The following is a 17,355-nucleotide window of genomic DNA, read 5'->3' on the forward strand; positions in this document are numbered from 1 at the left end:
ACGCCATGCCGGCACGCCTTACCGCAATATCAGGTAAGCAAGCAAAGCAATAGCAACCCAAGCCAGATTGCGCAACCTGTCTAGCCTCCGCAAAACCGCAAGTTGAACCATGAGCGTTGCCGCCGCGTCCTCCCGAGCATGTCGAATTGTTTTTGCCGTTTGCCACGGCGAAAAATAGGCAACTCCATCCTCTGCAAAAGTGGCATTCAACCCCGCTGCCTCACATGCTTTCCGAGATTGCCTAATTGCTTCAACAATGTCCGCGCCGGCCTTGCAGCTGGCAGCAACTCGGTCTAGTTGACGTTCAGACTCGGCCTCATCATCGATATCAGATTGAGGGCGCATTACAGCCCCTCAGCCACCGCAGCGCATTGCAACGCCTCACCAACGACGGATGCGCCTTCCGCCCAATCCGACGAGCTCGACACTACGTAGAAAGCATTTCCGCCAGCGGCAGCGGCTTCGTTTAAAGCCGACTTCATAGCGTTACCAGGCTTATCAGAGCCAATGCGCTGGTTGAAGGTCACCAACTTGACCGTCTTGCATTTTTCTTTTTGCGCCGCAGTGACGATCTGAACTTTTTCAGCAGCTCCAGTGAGGGATGTAGCGCATCCGGTCAGGGCGGCGAAGGTGGCGCAAATCACGATTAAATTTAACATCATTTAACTCCAAATATTTCCAATGCTACAAGATTAACACAATGAAATTGCTTACCTTTGGTAGGTCGCACGATTGCCCAAGGTGGCATCGCCTTCAGTGCATAAACGTGTGTCGGATAATTTGCCGAATGATCACTAGCTGCCCGGTCATTTCCGTTTCCACAAGAGTAGCGCGCTGCTCTTGCGTCAAGTCTCCGTCCTGAACAATTCGGACTGCCGGCAGCTTGCAACCGGGCTCCGCCTTCGCCTCAAGCTGCTCTACGCGGGCTTTCAAGCCGTAGATGCTCACAGTGCGCAGTCCAGCGGTGAAACGAAAATCACAACGGCCTTCACCTTGGATGCCGTCGCTCGGGCACTTGCTTCCTCCTCCGGAGTATCGCCAATGTAGATCATTGTCGGCCCTAAAAGCGCTCCTGCGCCTTCAAGCAGTTGGATGCGTGACTTCAGGCTAGACATTTCGCGCTCTCCGCTGACTTAGGCGAAACGAATACCACATCGAAGAAATTGACCGCCGCGCGACCATGCTCCGCCAAGTATGCGGCGGTTGCTGCAGTCTTTGCCCGCGCACTATAGGTGTCACCATGTAGCACCAGGCAGAACGTGCCATCATCACTCGGAGTTTTCGCCTCCAAATGCTCCAACCTAGATTTAAGCGTGGCCATCGGTGCCTCCTTTCAGGTCTGACTCTACCTCGCGAGCCAGCATCCCGATGAAATCTTCGTGCGTATGCCGACTTCCGATCAGTGGCCAGAGGTCGGGGGCGAGGCTCGCTTTCGCATCCAAACTTCGATTGGCTTCCAAGTTTGTAATCCTCGCGAGAATATTCATTTGCCTGCGGCCGCTTCCAGCGCTTCCAGCCGCTTGGTGAGTTCGTCGACCTCCTTCAAGCGCGCGATACTACCCAAACCAGCGAGCAATGCCCCGGCTTGCCCTGGCGCGAGCAGGCCGACAGCGACGGCGCGAACAATCGATTCTCCCTGTTCGGTCAATGAAGCGCGGGGAGTCAATTCAAGGGTGACGGTTGCCTCGACCGCTTTCACTGGCGGCAGTACCCGCTCAAGCAAAAGCCGAGCAGCCTGCGTATCGCCTCCTCGCGCTTTATTAACGAGCTGCGCGATAATTTCGGGAAGGTGCTCGGAGATTGCGGCACGGAGGCGCCCCACCTCGGAAGTGCCTGGCGGCCGCCCGTTAGGATTGCCGGACTGACCGGGCTTCCAACCGCTAGTTTGGTCTTTTTTTGGCACTGTTTTTTTCCTGTTATTTCAGCGTCATTGGTTGCGAGCATCCAGTGCGCCGTTAATGGTCTCAAAGCACTCTGACCCAACATTCATCATCCTTGCGATCAGACTAGCGCGCTGGGCGGCGTAAACCACAACCGAGCGCGGGGCCACGTTGTGCGACAGGTTAGAGCGATCCACGCCCAAGTTGCCGGTAACGATCTGGAGCGGTAACGGCATTAGCGTATTTCTGTACATTGATGTCCTTAAAAAGGAGCGCACTATTGTCTGGTGCGCTTTTGATGTGGTCAGAACCTTATTTGATCCGGGTGGGCATGGGCGTTAAAAGCTGCCCGCCGATCTGGCCGCCCAGCTGGCCGACGTTCGTCGACAAAAGCATGTTCCGATTGTTTATCACTTGGACAAGCTCCCCGAGACTGTTTAAGTTACGCGACCCATCCACCCCTTTAGATAGAAGCATGTTTCCCATCTGGTCCCGCACCGACTGAGGAGTCGCTACGCGGTTCCAGGCATTTTTCCCATAAACAAGCGCGGAGAGGGCATTGCCGGATTTCGCTGCGGCCAGAGCGCCGCCTGCATCAGTTAGAGCGGACATGTCGAGGTCACCCATACCCGCCGCCCGCGCGGCCGTCTGTGATCCGGAGCCGACGTTTTGCAAACGTTTGAGCTGCGCCTCCTTGGCGACGGCCACCGCAAACTCGCGGTACGAACGCTCGTCCCCGAATATGGCCTTCAGCTTTTCTTGGGTTGCTGGCTCCTTCCACATGTTCATGATGTTCGTCTGGCCGCCTTGGGTGCCCAGCTTCGCGCGGAGGCCTTCAAACGCACCAATGCGAAAAGCCTGCGTCTCGTTGTCGCTCATGCCGCGCATATTGCTCAGGATGCTGGCTTCATCGCGGTTGACAGCGAGTTTGCCGGCGTTAGCAGCATCGATTAGCTTCGACGGGTTTGAAAACGCATCACGGGCCTGGCGGTATAACGAGACGCCCGTTTGTTGGTTTGTGGTGGCGGCATCCAGTTCCTTGACCAGACTGTTTTTCAACGTCAGGAAAGACGCTCCCAACGGCGTCAGAGTGCCGTCCGCATGTTGAGCGGCACGACTGGTCAATGCTTGGTCGATGCCCTGTTTAACGTGGTCCAGGTCGCCCATGTTCCAACGGGTGTTTTGCTGAGAATCTAGGGTGAATGGCAGTTGGCGGGCGGTGGCTATCTTGCGGCCAAGCTCGACCATTCCGAGATTGTCGGCGGCCTCCAACGTATCGGCCAATGCCTGCGTAGGCTGGATCACCGTTTGACGAACTTTCGCATACAGTGGCCCCGAATCAGTCTGGCGCCTTGTGATGAGCGATTCCACCGTCGTCGGCAAGCGCTGGCCGTTCGTATCGAGTGCACTTTCGGCCGCGGATCGCATGCGATCGCCCACGCCGGCAGTGCGCTGGCGGAGCAAATTGTACGCCGCATCCTTCGTGCGACCCGGCAACGTGGCCAAGGTGTCAAGCAATTGGTTTGTGTTGCGTCCAGCGGCGTCAGTGAGGGTCGCCTCCTCACCAAGCCTGTTAAAGCGCGCTGAGACCTGAGCAAGTGGATTTGTTGCCCCGCTAGTCGCCAAGGTACCTCTCGCATCGCGCGCGAGCGCCTCGGCGACCTTCTGCTTGGCGTACTCAACAGCACTCGTTTTGGACACGCGCTGCATAACATTGCCACCCACTGCGCCGATAACAGACGTGACCGGCATAGCACCGCCACCAAGTAAGGCACCAGTCCCAGCACCTTTCGCGCCATCCGCGAGCATTCCGCCGAGGGTATCGGCATTCGAACCGGCTGTGCCAGTGACTCCGCCGTAGATCGCCCCCACGCCGGCCGCTTGAGCCGCACGAGGCACGACACCAACGACGGCACGCGCACCCGCAGCGGCGCGCAGGGCGTTCGGTATCGCCGCCCCTACTGGAAGCGTAGCAACAATCGAGCCGCCCACCTCGCCGGTCGCGTTAGTGAGCGGATTTGCTGCTTTATAGGGCGCGTTCTCCGCTTCCAGTTTTGCCTTACCGGCATCGGCGTCGCTGCCAAGCCAATGGGCGATATCGCTCAGCGAGTTACGAGGCTTCCGGCCGGCCACCACGTCAGACATTGTTGGCGTGAGCTTGCCGGGCATGATGTCGTCTGCCGTCTCCAGCACTTTCCCGTAAAGGCGTTGGGCGCCCAGCGCCATACTGCCGAGGCCTTTACCGGCGCCGGCGGCGAGCGATGCTAGCATGCCAGGCTCTTCTTTAGCCGGAGGCGCCATATGCGCCTGCGCCTGCATGGCTTTCAGGCCAGCACTGGAAACCTTGGAGATATCGCCAGCCTGCATGGCTTTCAAGTCGTCTGTAGAAAACTGTGAATAGTCCATCAGTGCCCCCGCTTTTTGAGTTCGGCTGCGATTGCAGCAGGATCGAAGCCGGCAGGTGCCTTAGGCGGGACGGCGGCCGGTGCGGCGCCATGGTTGTCGGACCCAACGCCAGCGCGCACAGCCTTAGCGCCTGCGACGTTGATCGCGACTTCCTTCTTAACCATGTTCATCGCAGCGTCGTACGCCTCGACACTGCGCGCCCCATTCAGCACATGCATAGCCTCATTCAAGGCAGTTACATTGGTCCCGCCGCGGCTGATGACCTGCTGATATTCGGAAACAACTGCCATGTGCGCCACTTTGAATGCCGCCAAGGTCGGGTCACTGATGCTGTCATTGGACATCTGTGCCAGTTTATTGAGCGGCACAAATTTCCCCTGGCCAAGCTTGTGTGACAGGTCCTGCGCATTCTCCACCAGCGCCGGCATGGTCGCCTCGACGCTCGCCATTGCGCCGCCACGATGGCCAGCGGTGACTGCCATGGCCTGATCAAACTTGGCCTTTGCGGCACCCGATGAGAGATCGGCTGGTGTAATGCCCATTTCTGCCGCCCATGTCCCGATATACTTCCGCACAGACGGCGGTGCGCTACGCGGCATCTGGCCATTATTCGCGGTGTACGTATGCAGCCACAGTTCCTTTTCTTTTTGCGTAGTGGTGTCCGGCGCGTTTTCCGCGGTCGCCTGTTCCTTGTCGAAAGCGAGGCGTTTACCTGCGGTGTCTGCGCTGATGTTCTGTCCGCGCATCTGCACGGCGCGCTCGGCCGCCTTGTCCGCCTTTATACGGTCGTTGTTGGCAACATTGTTGGCATCAGGAGCGATGTAGCTCATCGAGTCCTTCGCCTTCATCACCTGTTGCAAGGTGCCTTTGGCCCAGCCGTTGAGCGCTTGCGGATTGTCCGCCATGCTTTCCAGCTCCGTCATTTTTGCTTGCGTGATTTCTGGCGAGATGACGCCACTGTGCGAAGCGGCGGCCAAGCCAGCCTGAATCTGCGCCTTCGTGACGCCGGGATTAGTGGCCCAGGCGGATGCGAGCTGGCCAGCGATCTCGAACTGATGGGCCGCCGATTCCTTCTGCATCTTGGCGGTCTCCTCCTTCGTCTTGCCGATATCGGCCGTCTTCGCCAGCGATTCGGCATTTCCCTTCTGGTATTTCTGCGCCTCATCCAGCCGGCCGGCGCGGAGCAGGGAATTGTAGTTGGCAGTCTGGTCTTCGCCAAAGCCGGCCACGACCTGGCGCAGCTTGTTGCCATCGGTGACACTGCGCTGGTACTCGTCCATCTTCATGCGGCCCTGCTGGAGACCGAGCGCGTTTGTCTGATTCGCAAGAGCGTTTGACTGATTTGTCATCGCTTCGGCGTCGTAATCGGCAACCGATTTTGGCCTTTGCAAAAGGGCGTTATACATTGAGAGGTCCAGAGCCATAATTATTTCCACCAATCCATGTTTTGAAGTGCGCCGGTATTTTGCTGAATGGCGGTCGGTTCGTAGCTATATTCAGAAGGGCTGCTGTAGCTGCTTGCGCCATTTCGTAGCGCGTTGTAGTCGGTTTGCTCGCCGCCGTTGTAGGTCTTCCAAGCGCTCACGCCCTGGTTGAGCGCGCCGACCAGGGCGTTGCCATTACCGATGTAGCCGGACGCCCGGGCGTTGCCTACGCCAAGCGCGCTCTGCGCCATCGACTGGCTTGCCTGACCGAGTTGGCCGCCAAGCTGCATCGTGTTCGCACCGCTATTTGCAGTGGCCACTTGGCCAATCCCAGCCAGAGAGGCGAGACGGTTCTTGTTCGTCGCATCGCGATTAAAGGCGTCGTTGAACTTGGTACCGGCATAGTCCTGCGCGTACCTGGTCGAGGCCTTGAGGGCGGCGCCGGACAGGAGGTTGCCACGAGCAGCGGCTGAGTTGGTCAACCCTTTCATGCCTTCATCGAGGCCGAACTGGTAACCGGGATCGCTCCCTACACTCGCGCCCGTAAAGTCGGGAGCGGCCGCAAGCTTGTTCAGCGCGGAATATCCGGCCTCACGATATGGCGTCGCATCCATACGGGCCTGCTCGGCAAGACGCTGCTGCGTCGCCATCTGTTCCCGAGTTAGCGAATCGGCCCGGTTGCTGGCATCTGTCTGCGCACCAACAGCCTTGCTTGTGGAACTTGATGCGACAACACCACCGACAATGGCGCTGCCCACTATTGCTGCCGCCACGCCGCACAGCTTGAACTGCCCATCAAGCAAAGCGTCTTGCTTCTTCTCGCCACGTAGTTTCATTTCAATCCCCTAGCCATTTGCTGTAGTAAGTTTCCACTGGAGCCGCGCCTATGCGCTTGAACAGTGCCGAAGCGTCTGCCTTCACCTTTGAACCCATGAACCAGCGCTGCACGCCGCGCCGCCGCAATTCGTTTTCTACGAAACGGAACATACGAATGCCTGCGCTGCCTGTGCGCTTGTCCTGGCGCACATAGAAGATGTCCATCGTGCAGGTTAGGCAAGTGCTGTAATGCAGGCCTGGCGCAATGAAGCCAATGAAGTAGCCGACCAGAACGCCCGCGTCGCGCAAGGTAACGAAGATCAGGCCGCCCTGGCGCTCGCGCTCGATATACACGTGGTACTGAGGAGAGAGCGGCACTTGCTCTTGATTGAGTGCCAGTTCCTTGTAATGCTCCGGCAGCAGGACTTGCAGCTCTTCCAGTTGCTGTTCGAATGATTCGACGTGGCAGGTAATCATATGGAAACCTTAATGTCGACAATCATGTGAATGCGGTCGTCGGCGCTGTTGTTGATGACCTCGTGCTCCTGTGCGTTGTCAAACCACCAAATGGAGCCAGTCGGCATGTAAATTTGCTCGTTGCCAGCGCGAAACTGCACGCCTGGCTGGCTTTGCAGGACAACATGGAAGCGGCTGTAATAGTCGGTGTGGCTCTTGGTGTCGACATGAGGGAAAATGACTCCGCCCGGAGCGATCTTGTTGATCATGACCCGGCCAAGGCGTTCGCCATCGACGCGCGCCATCAGGCCCATCACGAGCGGTCGCGCTTCCGGTAACACGGCGTAAGCCGGATAGTCGACGCTTTCCTGCTGGTCGTACGTGCTGAGATGGTTTTGCAGCTCCGCCTCGGTCTCGTGAACGGACTTTTGAGGGAATCGCAACATGATCGATTCAATCTGCTTGAACGGGCCTTGCGGGTAGTCGCGCAAGTAGGTGTCCTCTTTCCACAGTTGCGGGCGCCGTTTGATTGCCAGCAGCAGTGGTAAAACGTCCATGTTGGCGGCGATTTGCTGGAAGTTTTTCATGCTTGCTGCGCTTTCAGTTGCGCAAGTAGCGCGGGGCCGCCAACACTCCGGTACAAGGCCAACATCTGCTCCATGGCGACAATTTCGTAAGCGGCTGGCTGGCGAATCTCAACACGTTCACCACGGTCTAACGCTGTTTGAACGGCCTGCAACTCAACGCCTAATTCTGTCGTTAAGCAGGTGTAGGCACCGAAATGGCCTTCTGTCTGGTCTGACGAAAACCGCTTACCGAAATAAATGAACTTCGCCGCCGCTTGCCCTGGCTCGACTACTGGCTCGCGGCAAATCTCGATGAGGCGGCAAACGTCCTGCGGATCAAACCGAAGGCTGCGCCCGAGGCGGATGCTTGGCAGCGGGAGGCTGTGAACCGTCGACTCAGCCACATCAAGCAGCGCTGCGACCTCTTGCAAGGTCATCAGACCGCCCGCCGCGATTTTCGCTCGCGCTGATGTCGTCAGCTCCGCCCTGTCATTATTTGTCATACAAAACCCCCAACCGCTTTTCAATAGAACCATTTTCGGCCCTCGGCGTCCCATTTAAGGGCGTCAAATGGCGCAGATTGAGTGCTTTCTGCACGTCGCGGTAGGCCTGGCTATCGCCTACCTTGAAGGTCGCCATCAACCGATCACGGATAGTCGATACAGAAACCGCCAATTCGAGCAGATGCGATGCGAAATCGACCCTTTCCATCTGTCGCAGTGGGCGCACCCCGTGCATAGCGCCGACCTTGTAAAGGCGATAGCGAATTTGTTTTTTTACGGCGGCGTCGGCGTCGATTGACTCTAGCTGCGCCACAAGGTCCGCGATGAACTCCGGGTTCATGCGGCCACCCCGCGTGCGCTGTGGGCGCGCTCCCAGCACTCCAGACGCATGAAATTGTTGTCTTTCGCCTGCTGGTAACCAGCGCGGTGCGCAGCAGCCAGCCGAACCCAGTAGGCACCCAGTTCGGCAGGGCTGGCCCTGGTCTGCGCCTTTGCCTCCTCGATGTCGGCAGCATTCCACCCGTACAGGTTGGCCACATAAGCGAAGTCGCGTAGAAATTGCTTAGAGACTTTCATCTGCCCAGTCCTTTCCGACCCGCTCGGGAATGTGGACTTCGACAGCTAGCCCCTTTTGCACCAAGCGGCGCGCGAGAGCATAGGCGGCTGCGTGGCCGGTAAAGCTCGCATCGTTGTCCCCTGCGATCAATACCCGCTCCACGCCGAGCGGTGGAACCCATGATTCGAGCAGAGTCGCGTTGGTCGCGGCCCAGAATGGCACGCCGAAGCGAATAGAGGCTGCTAGCGCCGTTTCGATGCCCTCGGCTATACCGAGTGCTGGGCTGACCTCCGAAAGCCTCACAGCGCCCGAATTAAGCGGTTTGCCAGCCATAATCTTCTTCGGCTGAGGCACGGCAGCTTTCGTTCCGATATCCGTCAGGTACGTGCGATGAATTGATGCGCCGGTGCCATCCGGATACTGGATTTTGGCCAGCATCGCTGGAAAACAGCCCAATTGCTTGCCGTCCTCATCCGTGTAGCGCAAAGATGGATGGTATCGAAGCGAAGACGGTACCTTGTCGATTCCCACCCGCCGATTGAGGTATTGCCACACCGGATCGCCATGCGCTACTGCCTGGCTATTTGCCCACACCTGCTTAAGCACGCTGACCTTACTGGCGTCAGTCCTTACCGGGGCCACCGGACCGACAGGGACCGTGCCTACGATTCGGTCGATCTGCTTTGCTGCTTCGCTGAACGAGATTCCAAGCACTTCCTGCAAGAGTCGAAAACCGTCACCGGCGCCGCAGTGCGAGCAAATGAAGGTTCCACGTCCCCGGCGATCATCGAAGCGATATCGATCCTTTCCGGCGCAGATCGGACACGGACCGTGTTTGTTCTGCAAAAAGCTTTGATCGATGCCCAATGTCGCAAGGATGCCTGGCCAGCGACCGATAGCCTCATCGGCTGTGCGAGATTTAGCGGCCTGCATGGCTAACCTCCCGCGATTTTGCATTCTTGATGTTCAGGTGCGTAAGAAAACGCTCGACCTCGCCGGACACGGCAGGCGCAGGAGTGCGGTCGAGATTGCGCGGCCACACGCCGAAGTAATCGCGGTACTTGTGCGAGACCCAGCCTGCGGAATAGCTCTGGCGGTTCGCGACGAACAGCAGTTCGGAGTAAAACTCCTGCTTGCCCATCTTCTGCGCTTTCGGCTTTTTCTTGAGCGGCACCAGCTCGCCTGCTCGAACCTCGACGCTGGAACGCTTTTCCGGCGCAAAACCGCATACCGGACACTTGTGCACCACCTTGACGTAGCTGCATGACTGGCACGCCTTCGGCAATGGCTTCTCCCGCTCCACCTGCGCGCCCTTGGCTTCGCGGGGCGAGCCGTCGTCCAGCTCTAGCGGAAATTCATCCGTGGGAAAGCCGAGGCGAACCACCGAGCCAGAATGATCAAGGATCAGTGCCCGCTCTTTGCTTGCATGTGGGCGAAGCACCCGCCCGGCCATCTGGATATAGCGAATAAGCGAACGAGTAGGCCGCGCCAGGATCAGCGTGCGGCAAGCCGGAAAGTCCCAGCCCTCAGCGAGGATGCCCACATTGGAAATAACCATGGTCTCCCCGGCCTCGACGCGAGCCAGAACCGCACGGCGCTCCTCCGCGTCGGTGTAGCAGTCAACGTGCTCCGCGCTGACGCCCGCCGCCTGGAAGCGCTCAACAATGTGCTTGCTGTGGGCGATGTTCGCCGCGAAGCAAACAGTCGGCGTGCCGGCGGCCAGGCGAAGCCAGTGCGTCACGATGTCGCCCACCAGCTCCGGCTTGTCAGCGGCGCGGCCCACGTCGGCATCGGTGTAGTCAAGATCTCCGAAGGCGTTGCGGGCCTGCTTGATACCTGACATGTCCGGCTCGCTAGGCGCGTACACGTCCACGTCCACCAAGTAGCCAGCGGCAATCAATTCCGGAATCGTGGCAGCGACCGTCATGTGCTCGAAAAGCGCGCCGCCCAGCTCCTCGTAGTGCTTTCCCAGCCCTCTTGCGTACGGTGTGGCAGAAAGGCCGATCACCGGCACGCCCTTCGCCGCGGCAATAACAGCACGGTATTCACGCGAGCCGGCGACTGTGTGGGCCTCATCGATAATAATCAGATCCACGTCCGGCAAGCCGCGACGGGCGATTGTCTGGATGCTGGCTACCAGCACGCTTTCGTACACACGGGTGGTGTTGTCCCCCTGGATGATTCCATGTGCGATGCCGGCCTTCGAGAATCGGCGCGATGTCTGCTCGACCAGGTGCACGCGGTTGCAGAGAAAGAGCACGCGTTTGTGCTTCGCTCGGGCACCGTGAACCAAGGCCATGCCGATTTCCGTTTTCCCGGAGCCGGTCGGGCTACAGAGCATTTCACGCACCACACCCCCAGCCAAGGAATGGCGTAGGTTTTGGACCGCGGTAGATTGGTAAGGTCGAAGAGTCAGGACGCTCGAAACCGGATCGCTATGGCTGGGCGGGTTTTCGGGGTTAACTCTTCTCTTCTGAGGTGCAAGTAAGCGGCTAGCGTACTCTTCTGGGCTGCACGTCAATGGATAGCACGGCGCTAGCAGGTTGCTAGCAGTTGATATGTTGTTCATCTGCTAGCCCCTTGCAAGCTTGACGCTAGCGGCGCCGGGCGGCACGAGAAAGCCGCCATCGATCAACACTTCTAGGTTGAGATCGGAAATGGACAGCTTCCGCTCAAGAAACGGGACATCGTGCGGGACGGTGCCGTTGTTCTGACTCGCATACAGCCACATCAGAATCAGGTGACCCTTTGCAACGTCTGGCAATGAGCAAAACGCGTAGTCATCGAGGATTGCGCGGTGAAGCTTGATCCAAGGCGGATTGCGCCGGCCGTAATGCTGGAATGTCGACCAATTTTTGATTGAGAGGAGCGCAGTCGTCATACTGCCCCCAACGAAAGTTGGGCTTGGGCGGCAGGCAGCTTGTTGATATCTTGGCGACGGCCCAGCAGAACGTAGCGGGCGACGCCCTTGTGCAGCAGTCCATCAGGACCGACGACATCCTCCTTCACTGCGTAGATGTCCCAGCTTTCTTTAAGCTCTTTGACTCGGGTCGCCAGGCGCAAATAGCCTGCTGCAGTGCCTTCGTATGTATTGAGTCCACGTGCGCCGCGGTATTGGAGCGCGCGGGGCAAGGTATCAAGTTGAGTGCTGCCTGCTGCATTCTGGAGGCCTACACCATTTGCCGCTAGCTCTCGGCAGACCGCCGTGATACTCTGCATGCCGCAGTCGAATATTTTTGTTTTACCAACCGATCCCAGCCCGCCAGCCTGATCGACACAGACGCCCTCCGGGGCGTTTTGTTTTTTGATATTAGGCACTTGCGCCTCCGCTCAACAAGGCGGCGATTTGCGCAACGGGCCACAACAGCCGGTTTCCGAATTTGATCGGCCGAATACCAAAGCAGTGGCCGGTGTAGCAATAATTCTTGCGGATTGTCTGGCCGGCGCGATCAGTGGCACGGGCAAATTCAGACGTATTGATATGGTCGCGACCTGCCGAGATTGCGGCAAGTGCTGGTGGGATGTTCGAAGTAACTTGCATTTCGTATCGCCTCCGTAGAGATAGCGCCACTGCGATTGATTCGCAGTGAAGCGCTGGCGATACGAACTTTATGTACGGAATGTCCCTAGAAGTCAGCTGCGGGAAAGTAGGAAACTCCCGGGAATTTCCCGGGAAGAAATCAGGGAATCAATCCTTCTGTTCTTAAGCTTGAAAGATGGTTTTGTACCGTCTTAAGTTCCGGCTGATCCTCTCCCTTATCCCGGGCCAGGACACGAAGGACAATTCGTGCGTCAATTTTTGGCCAATATTCAAGCTCGATAGCGTCCCAATTTTCGATGATTCGCCGTCTCGCGCCTCGTTCGCGCGTCACATCCGCATTTTGTCTTTTTGCCGCCGCCGCAGCCCTGTCACCGGACCTATTTTTATCGAAAGGCGCCGCTTTTGACGCCAGCACCTGCTCACCGGCCTGTGGCACCACCAACGGCAATTCATGCCTCGTATGTGCGTAAGAGCCTGAGCCATGCAAAGGCTCAATTGGAGCAGGAACGGCGGACGCATGGCCCATCCCGGCAGCATCAAGCACACGGCGGCGCTCGTCCTGCGGCAATGAATCTAGCCTAACTTGGAGCGAACGGCGTTTTTCCATCTCTGGAGCCATTTCCGCAGCCAGTTTCTTAGCTTGTTTTTTTTGCTCTTCATTTTGGCGCAGCGCGTCTTCCAAGGTTAATGGCAGCGGTGCGGGGCGCAGTGGTTGCAGGTCTGCCTGCGTCGAGGCGTTAGCGCTCGGACAATTCAACCGCGCAAGCTCGTCATTGATCGAGTTTATCCGCTTCTTGATTGCGATAGCTCGAAATGGATCGCCGCCGTGTTTCATAACGCTCCATTCGGCTAGCTCATCATAGAGCTTCCATGCCCGCTTATACGACGACATGTACGCTGGGTCGGCCCATTGATCGTCGGATAATTTATCGACATCCGCAGTTGTTGGTTCACCGTTGTGAGCGGAAGGAGATGGCAATGCCGCACGTAGAGCCTTCTCAGCGGTGAGCCGATCAATATTTTCGCGCGCCGTCCTGTATATCTCGGCTTGAAGGGCCCCGGAAACCGGATGTCCCTTTTTCAGCGCCCAGTCGACCATTTGTAAGGGCAGGAAGAGATGACGTTCGCCGATTTGTTGGGCAATCTGTGGGTATCCCATCGCGATCGACATCGCAAGTTGCTTATATAACTCGTCTGCCTTCAGCTCAAAATACGGGTCAGGATCAGTGCTGGGCTCGATATCGACAAGGACATGTGCGGCCTCAAAAATGTCCCATAATTCTGTTCTCCCCCACTTTTTAACGTCACAGGGGCCTGGAAATTTCGAGTTCATGCGCGCTCCTTCAAGCGCCTTCATTTTTGTTGGGGCGCCAGTCAGGCCGGTGAAGGTGTCCGGCTTTTCGTCCGCTAAAACTAGACTGGCGCTTTAAACTTTGTGCTTTCGTCAGGCGGTCGCGGCGACTAGGCGCAGCCCTGTTGGCACCGCAGCGCCGGTGATGCCGGCCTGCTCAAGGATGTAGCTTTCGATCATTTCATGCCCCATTCGCAGCAGGTCGAGCGAACGGAAGATGTAATTCTCCTCGCGTACACCTTGGGCGGCGTGGCCCTGTATTTGCGCCGCTACCCCACCAGGTGCCAGCGTCCACAGGCTGAGGGTGGCAAAGCTCCGGCGTAATCCATGCAGCGAGAGCTTAATCCCCGCTGCCTCACACGCCTTGCGGTGCGCGATGCTCGGCTCGGTTAAACGGCCAGACGCGGCTTTCGGGCTGCTAAAGACCCATGGCGACGGCTCCCAGACTATCCCTGCCGCCGCCTGGCGACGCTGAACGCGTTTGGTGGGTGGCGTCTCGTTCAGCCGCTTCAGATTGAGAAGCAAGCGCTCGACATAAGGCGTCAATGGGATGAGCCGGTCATCCTCGACTTTGTCGTGCAACTTGATGCTTTTCCAAGTGAAATCAACGTCGGCGAACTGCAGGGCGGCCAGCTCCTCCCGGCGCGCGCCAATCAGCAAAAGCACCTGCAGGTAGGTCGATACGACCGGGCTCCGAATTTTTAACACTTCGGCAAACCATGCCGACAACTGTTCCCGCTGGAGGAGATCGTACTTTTTCGGCTTCGACTTGCCTAGTGCCTGCTTCGCGCGCTTGCTCTTCGTGATGGAGGCGTCGCAGATGCCCGCGTAATCTTTGTGCCGGCCGCACCAGTGCAGGAACGCGCGCAAGAGGCGCAGAGCAAGCCGCGCACTTGTCGGGCGCCGGATTGCCTCTCCCTTTGCCCACTTGTCGATCCGCTCGACGGTGAGGTCACCCAGGCGGCAGTCCGCCAGCTCGGCAAGCGGGCCAGCTTCGATTTTCTTCTTGCTGCGGGCCCGGGCCGCGCCGCCTTCTTGAATCATGCGCTCATGATCGCGCAAGTGCAGTTCGGACCAGTCCAGCGTCCGATCCGCAACATAGATAGGCCACAGTTCGCCGACAGTCACTGACTCCCGAACCTGGCGAACCTTTTCCGCCGTTCGCTCGGCTTCTTGATGGTCGCGCGCCTCCTGCTCGGCGGCCAGCCCGTCTGCCCGTACGATCCGTGGGTCACGACCTTCATTGATGAGGTGTTGTAGGCGGTTTGCCTCTTCGCGGGCGCCCTTGCCGATCGGACGCCCGGCATTATCCCGCGCCGATTCCAATGACCATGTGCGCGGGTCGCCAATCGTCGTGCGGATGGTCTTGCCCGCAAGCTTCGACTGAAAAATGTAGGCCTTGCTACCGGTCGAAGTCACGCGCAGACCAAGACCGGGCTCGACAGCGTCCCAAAGGAAGGACTGCGACTTGCCCGTTTCGCATTGAAAGTCAGCGATCCGTCCAGCTGTGAGTTTTACTCTTGGCACACCAAATCCAATCAAGTCAATGCCATGTAACCGCCATGTAAGCTGATTGGGAGTATATCAAGCAACCCGCATCAATACAAATACATGTGTACTTATTTTCAAGTCTTTGATTCCATTGACTTCCTCAATCTGAATGAATATGGATCAACGCCGAATTTCGCGCATTTGCGAGGATTAAAAATCCTTGTGTCGGTGGTTCGATTCCGCCCCGGGCCACCAAGAATACAAAGACCAACCGTTCTCGGTTGGTTTTTTTTCGTCCCATCTCCCCGGTGGTGACGCGGTGTGCGGGCCTGGCCTCGCGGGCGTACCCTCCCCTTGCATGCAGTTTTCGCCCGTATCCTGGCCTCTCTGTTGGCCATATTCTCTGATGGTCTCGCGAGCGCGCGCGAGGCAACTTCTAGGATTCATGCGGGTTTGCGGGCTTTTGGTTGTGCTTGAAAAGTGCCCAGCGGTGGCGACCAAGATCGCAACGAGCGTGAAAAAAACGTCCCGAGGTAAGATTCGCATCCCGTTTTGGAATGGTTGCGCCGCCACATACCGAGTTAGGGGCACCGTTCAAACCTGACCGGCCATTCTGCGACTCGGTGAAATTTCGGCCATCCGGGTAGCCGAAGGTGGACATGATGAAGTCCCAGATCAGCTTGATTGCCAAACAAGAGCATGCAACGCGACAGACCTGGAAAACTGATCACTTTGCAATCTTAAATGACAAGTGGTGGTCGAAGCGCTGGACGATCACATCGGAACAACGGAGCGGCGTCGAGTCCACTACGCGCACTAATGGAAAGATCGTACTGCGCAACGTATTTGATGTCCAAAGCCCTAGCACGACAGAGAATCCACAAATTGGCCAGACACGCTGGATTGTCAATTACATTACCAGTGTCGCTACATTAGTTTCTCGAGCTGGCCGAGAACAGCAGTATTCTAGACGCTAAGGCTATTTGGTTTTTCGCGATCGTCTCGGCCGGCGCGGTGATGGCAAGATCATGGTTGAGCCAATCCAGCACCAAATGCAACAACATGGCTGGCTCACGCAAGCGGCGGAGCTATTACACTTCACTAGGAAGGGGTTATCCAGCGCAATAAGTTTCACTAATCTGACGGTGTTAGCAAAGAAATCACGATCCTGCGCTGAAAAAGCAGATGCACCTCTGAAACCTTGATCAGCACTCGATCAAATTGGCGCCAATTTAAGAATCCCGATCAGGCAATGAACATATATGAGTCCAATTTAAACAAATAATCTAATCTACAGCACTGCTGGCGTTTTGAGAATTACACGCAAAGATTATATAATCGATATAGCTTAATATAGACTTAATATATTTCCTTATATCACCAAGCGATAAATCTGACGCATCATCATTATGATGCACGATGTTATTTCTTCGAGTAACAATATTTTGTATTAATTCTTTCCACGTCTCCCATTTTGCCTTATCTACCCCCAACTCAACGCCCACTATCGCCAGAGCCTCTTTTGTCTTGAATACGTTTCCGGAGACCAAGTCATCGATTTCTTTTTTCGTCATCCCAATGGAACAGAAATTATTTTTATAAATAGCTTGTTCGCCTTTCTTTTTTTGATTGTATCGCCATTCGACAATAGAGGATGGGACCGAGACTGACGACAATCTAGAATCGATGTCTTTCGCCACCTCAAAGACGATATCCTTAATGCACATTTCCAAGTGAGCACAAGCGGAAATCAAAAAAGATTTCGCAAAGAAATTTACATTACTTGTAATAATTGAATTAACGAGCTCGGTTCCAATCACTTCGCGCTCGGTTTGCGCAACCATAGTCTCAAGCTCTTCAAGTCCGTTTTTAAACGCCGCAACAGTTGCATTGAGATTCATAATTAATTAACTATCGGCTTAAGCAATTTTTCCCAAAGCTCCCTGCGCTTTATGATGGAGACTTTATTTTGAATCCCCCCCGAAAGAGTGCGTTGAAAGTCTGCATTTTTGCACAATTTTTCGAATGCTTTTTTTATTTCCTGCTCTTTCCCTTTTATTTTTGATTTTGTGAGTCGAGTAAAACTATTCATGAGCAGGTCATAGTGAACTATACTTTGCCTTGGCTTAGATTTCGCCGTGTCTGTAAAAACACTATCGCCAAAAACCTGATTGCAAATGGCAAGCGCATTATTAAATGATGTTTCAAGCTTCTTAATTTTTGCTGCTGATAAATCGGCGTTTTCTCCACCTCGTTATACATAAGTCTTGGCATTGGCTCGGTCGCGTAATTTCTCCATCGTTTTGGCTGCAACGTAGACATCCTTCATTCCGAGCCAGATAGTCTTGACGCCGGGTTCGCCGTC

Annotated in this window: 22 protein-coding genes; all 22 read right to left on the reverse strand. The window is 56.4% G+C overall.

Annotated features, from left to right (window positions below; genetic code table 11):
* Positions 1-18: 18 nt before the first annotated feature.
* Positions 19-345, reverse strand: a complete 327-nt coding sequence (locus tag ACP7BZ_RS22225) for a hypothetical protein (protein ID WP_426117255.1) — start codon at positions 343-345, stop codon at positions 19-21.
* Entirely contained in the window at positions 345-659 is a 315-nt protein-coding gene (locus ACP7BZ_RS22230; protein ID WP_426117256.1) for a hypothetical protein, read from the reverse strand. The genes ACP7BZ_RS22225 and ACP7BZ_RS22230 overlap by 1 nt, the downstream gene beginning before the upstream one ends.
* 443 nt (positions 660-1,102) lie before the next feature.
* A complete protein-coding gene (locus ACP7BZ_RS22235) occupies positions 1,103-1,321 on the reverse strand; it encodes a hypothetical protein (RefSeq protein ID WP_426117258.1) in 219 nt (72 codons plus the stop codon).
* Positions 1,322-1,483: 162 nt separating this feature from the next.
* Positions 1,484-1,903, reverse strand: coding sequence for a DUF5681 domain-containing protein (locus ACP7BZ_RS22240; protein ID WP_426117260.1), 420 nt, complete (start codon positions 1,901-1,903; stop codon positions 1,484-1,486).
* Positions 1,904-2,192: 289 nt separating this feature from the next.
* A complete protein-coding gene (locus tag ACP7BZ_RS22245; RefSeq protein ID WP_426117262.1) occupies positions 2,193-4,286 on the reverse strand; it encodes a hypothetical protein in 2,094 nt (697 codons plus the stop codon).
* Positions 4,286-5,710, reverse strand: coding sequence for a hypothetical protein (locus ACP7BZ_RS22250; RefSeq protein ID WP_426117264.1), 1,425 nt, complete (start codon positions 5,708-5,710; stop codon positions 4,286-4,288). The genes ACP7BZ_RS22245 and ACP7BZ_RS22250 overlap by 1 nt, the downstream gene beginning before the upstream one ends.
* A 2-nt stretch (positions 5,711-5,712) precedes the next feature.
* Entirely contained in the window at positions 5,713-6,546 is an 834-nt protein-coding gene (locus ACP7BZ_RS22255) for a hypothetical protein (RefSeq protein ID WP_426117266.1), read from the reverse strand.
* A gap of 1 nt (position 6,547) precedes the next feature.
* Entirely contained in the window at positions 6,548-7,003 is a 456-nt protein-coding gene (locus ACP7BZ_RS22260; protein ID WP_426117268.1) for a hypothetical protein, read from the reverse strand.
* Positions 7,000-7,569 carry an aspartyl/asparaginyl beta-hydroxylase domain-containing protein gene (locus tag ACP7BZ_RS22265; RefSeq protein WP_426117270.1) on the reverse strand — a complete coding sequence of 190 codons (570 nt, stop codon included), beginning with the start codon at positions 7,567-7,569 and terminating at the stop codon, positions 7,000-7,002. The genes ACP7BZ_RS22260 and ACP7BZ_RS22265 overlap by 4 nt, the downstream gene beginning before the upstream one ends.
* On the reverse strand, positions 7,566-8,051 hold the full coding sequence (locus ACP7BZ_RS22270; RefSeq protein ID WP_426117272.1) for a helix-turn-helix domain-containing protein: 486 nt from the start codon (positions 8,049-8,051) through the stop codon (positions 7,566-7,568). The genes ACP7BZ_RS22265 and ACP7BZ_RS22270 overlap by 4 nt, the downstream gene beginning before the upstream one ends.
* The gene (locus tag ACP7BZ_RS22275; protein ID WP_426117274.1) at positions 8,041-8,391 is read right to left on the reverse strand and encodes a hypothetical protein; all 351 of its coding nucleotides are present in this window, start codon (positions 8,389-8,391) and stop codon (positions 8,041-8,043) included. Before ACP7BZ_RS22275 ends, ACP7BZ_RS22270 begins: the two co-directional genes overlap by 11 nt.
* Positions 8,388-8,627, reverse strand: coding sequence for a hypothetical protein (locus ACP7BZ_RS22280; RefSeq protein WP_426117276.1), 240 nt, complete (start codon positions 8,625-8,627; stop codon positions 8,388-8,390). Before ACP7BZ_RS22280 ends, ACP7BZ_RS22275 begins: the two co-directional genes overlap by 4 nt.
* Positions 8,614-9,540, reverse strand: coding sequence for a DUF7146 domain-containing protein (locus tag ACP7BZ_RS22285; RefSeq protein ID WP_426117278.1), 927 nt, complete (start codon positions 9,538-9,540; stop codon positions 8,614-8,616). Before ACP7BZ_RS22285 ends, ACP7BZ_RS22280 begins: the two co-directional genes overlap by 14 nt.
* Complete coding sequence (locus tag ACP7BZ_RS22290; protein ID WP_426117280.1) at positions 9,527-11,176, reverse strand: DEAD/DEAH box helicase; 1,650 nt, start codon at positions 11,174-11,176, stop codon at positions 9,527-9,529. Before ACP7BZ_RS22290 ends, ACP7BZ_RS22285 begins: the two co-directional genes overlap by 14 nt.
* Before the next feature lie 3 nt (positions 11,177-11,179).
* Positions 11,180-11,488, reverse strand: coding sequence for a hypothetical protein (locus ACP7BZ_RS22295; RefSeq protein ID WP_426117282.1), 309 nt, complete (start codon positions 11,486-11,488; stop codon positions 11,180-11,182).
* A complete protein-coding gene (locus tag ACP7BZ_RS22300) occupies positions 11,485-11,925 on the reverse strand; it encodes a hypothetical protein (protein ID WP_426117287.1) in 441 nt (146 codons plus the stop codon). Before ACP7BZ_RS22300 ends, ACP7BZ_RS22295 begins: the two co-directional genes overlap by 4 nt.
* Positions 11,918-12,148, reverse strand: coding sequence for a hypothetical protein (locus ACP7BZ_RS22305; protein ID WP_426117289.1), 231 nt, complete (start codon positions 12,146-12,148; stop codon positions 11,918-11,920). The genes ACP7BZ_RS22300 and ACP7BZ_RS22305 overlap by 8 nt, the downstream gene beginning before the upstream one ends.
* Positions 12,149-12,287: 139 nt before the next feature.
* Positions 12,288-13,481, reverse strand: coding sequence for a hypothetical protein (locus ACP7BZ_RS22310; RefSeq protein ID WP_426117291.1), 1,194 nt, complete (start codon positions 13,479-13,481; stop codon positions 12,288-12,290).
* 111 nt (positions 13,482-13,592) lie between these two features.
* Positions 13,593-15,041 carry an integrase arm-type DNA-binding domain-containing protein gene (locus ACP7BZ_RS22315; protein WP_426117293.1) on the reverse strand — a complete coding sequence of 483 codons (1,449 nt, stop codon included), beginning with the start codon at positions 15,039-15,041 and terminating at the stop codon, positions 13,593-13,595.
* 385 nt (positions 15,042-15,426) lie between these two features.
* Positions 15,427-15,651: a hypothetical protein gene (locus tag ACP7BZ_RS22320; protein WP_426117295.1), complete on the reverse strand. Its 225-nt coding sequence runs from the start codon at positions 15,649-15,651 to the stop codon at positions 15,427-15,429.
* 625 nt (positions 15,652-16,276) lie between these two features.
* Positions 16,277-16,891: a HEPN domain-containing protein gene (locus tag ACP7BZ_RS22325; RefSeq protein ID WP_426117297.1), complete on the reverse strand. Its 615-nt coding sequence runs from the start codon at positions 16,889-16,891 to the stop codon at positions 16,277-16,279.
* A 2-nt stretch (positions 16,892-16,893) separates the two neighbouring features.
* The gene (locus ACP7BZ_RS22330; RefSeq protein ID WP_426117299.1) at positions 16,894-17,082 is read right to left on the reverse strand and encodes a hypothetical protein; all 189 of its coding nucleotides are present in this window, start codon (positions 17,080-17,082) and stop codon (positions 16,894-16,896) included.
* Between the last annotated feature and the right edge of the window lie 273 nt (positions 17,083-17,355).

Source organism: Massilia sp. PWRC2 (assembly GCF_049896725.1).
Taxonomy (GTDB): Bacteria; Pseudomonadota; Gammaproteobacteria; order Burkholderiales; family Burkholderiaceae_D; genus JAFCUW01.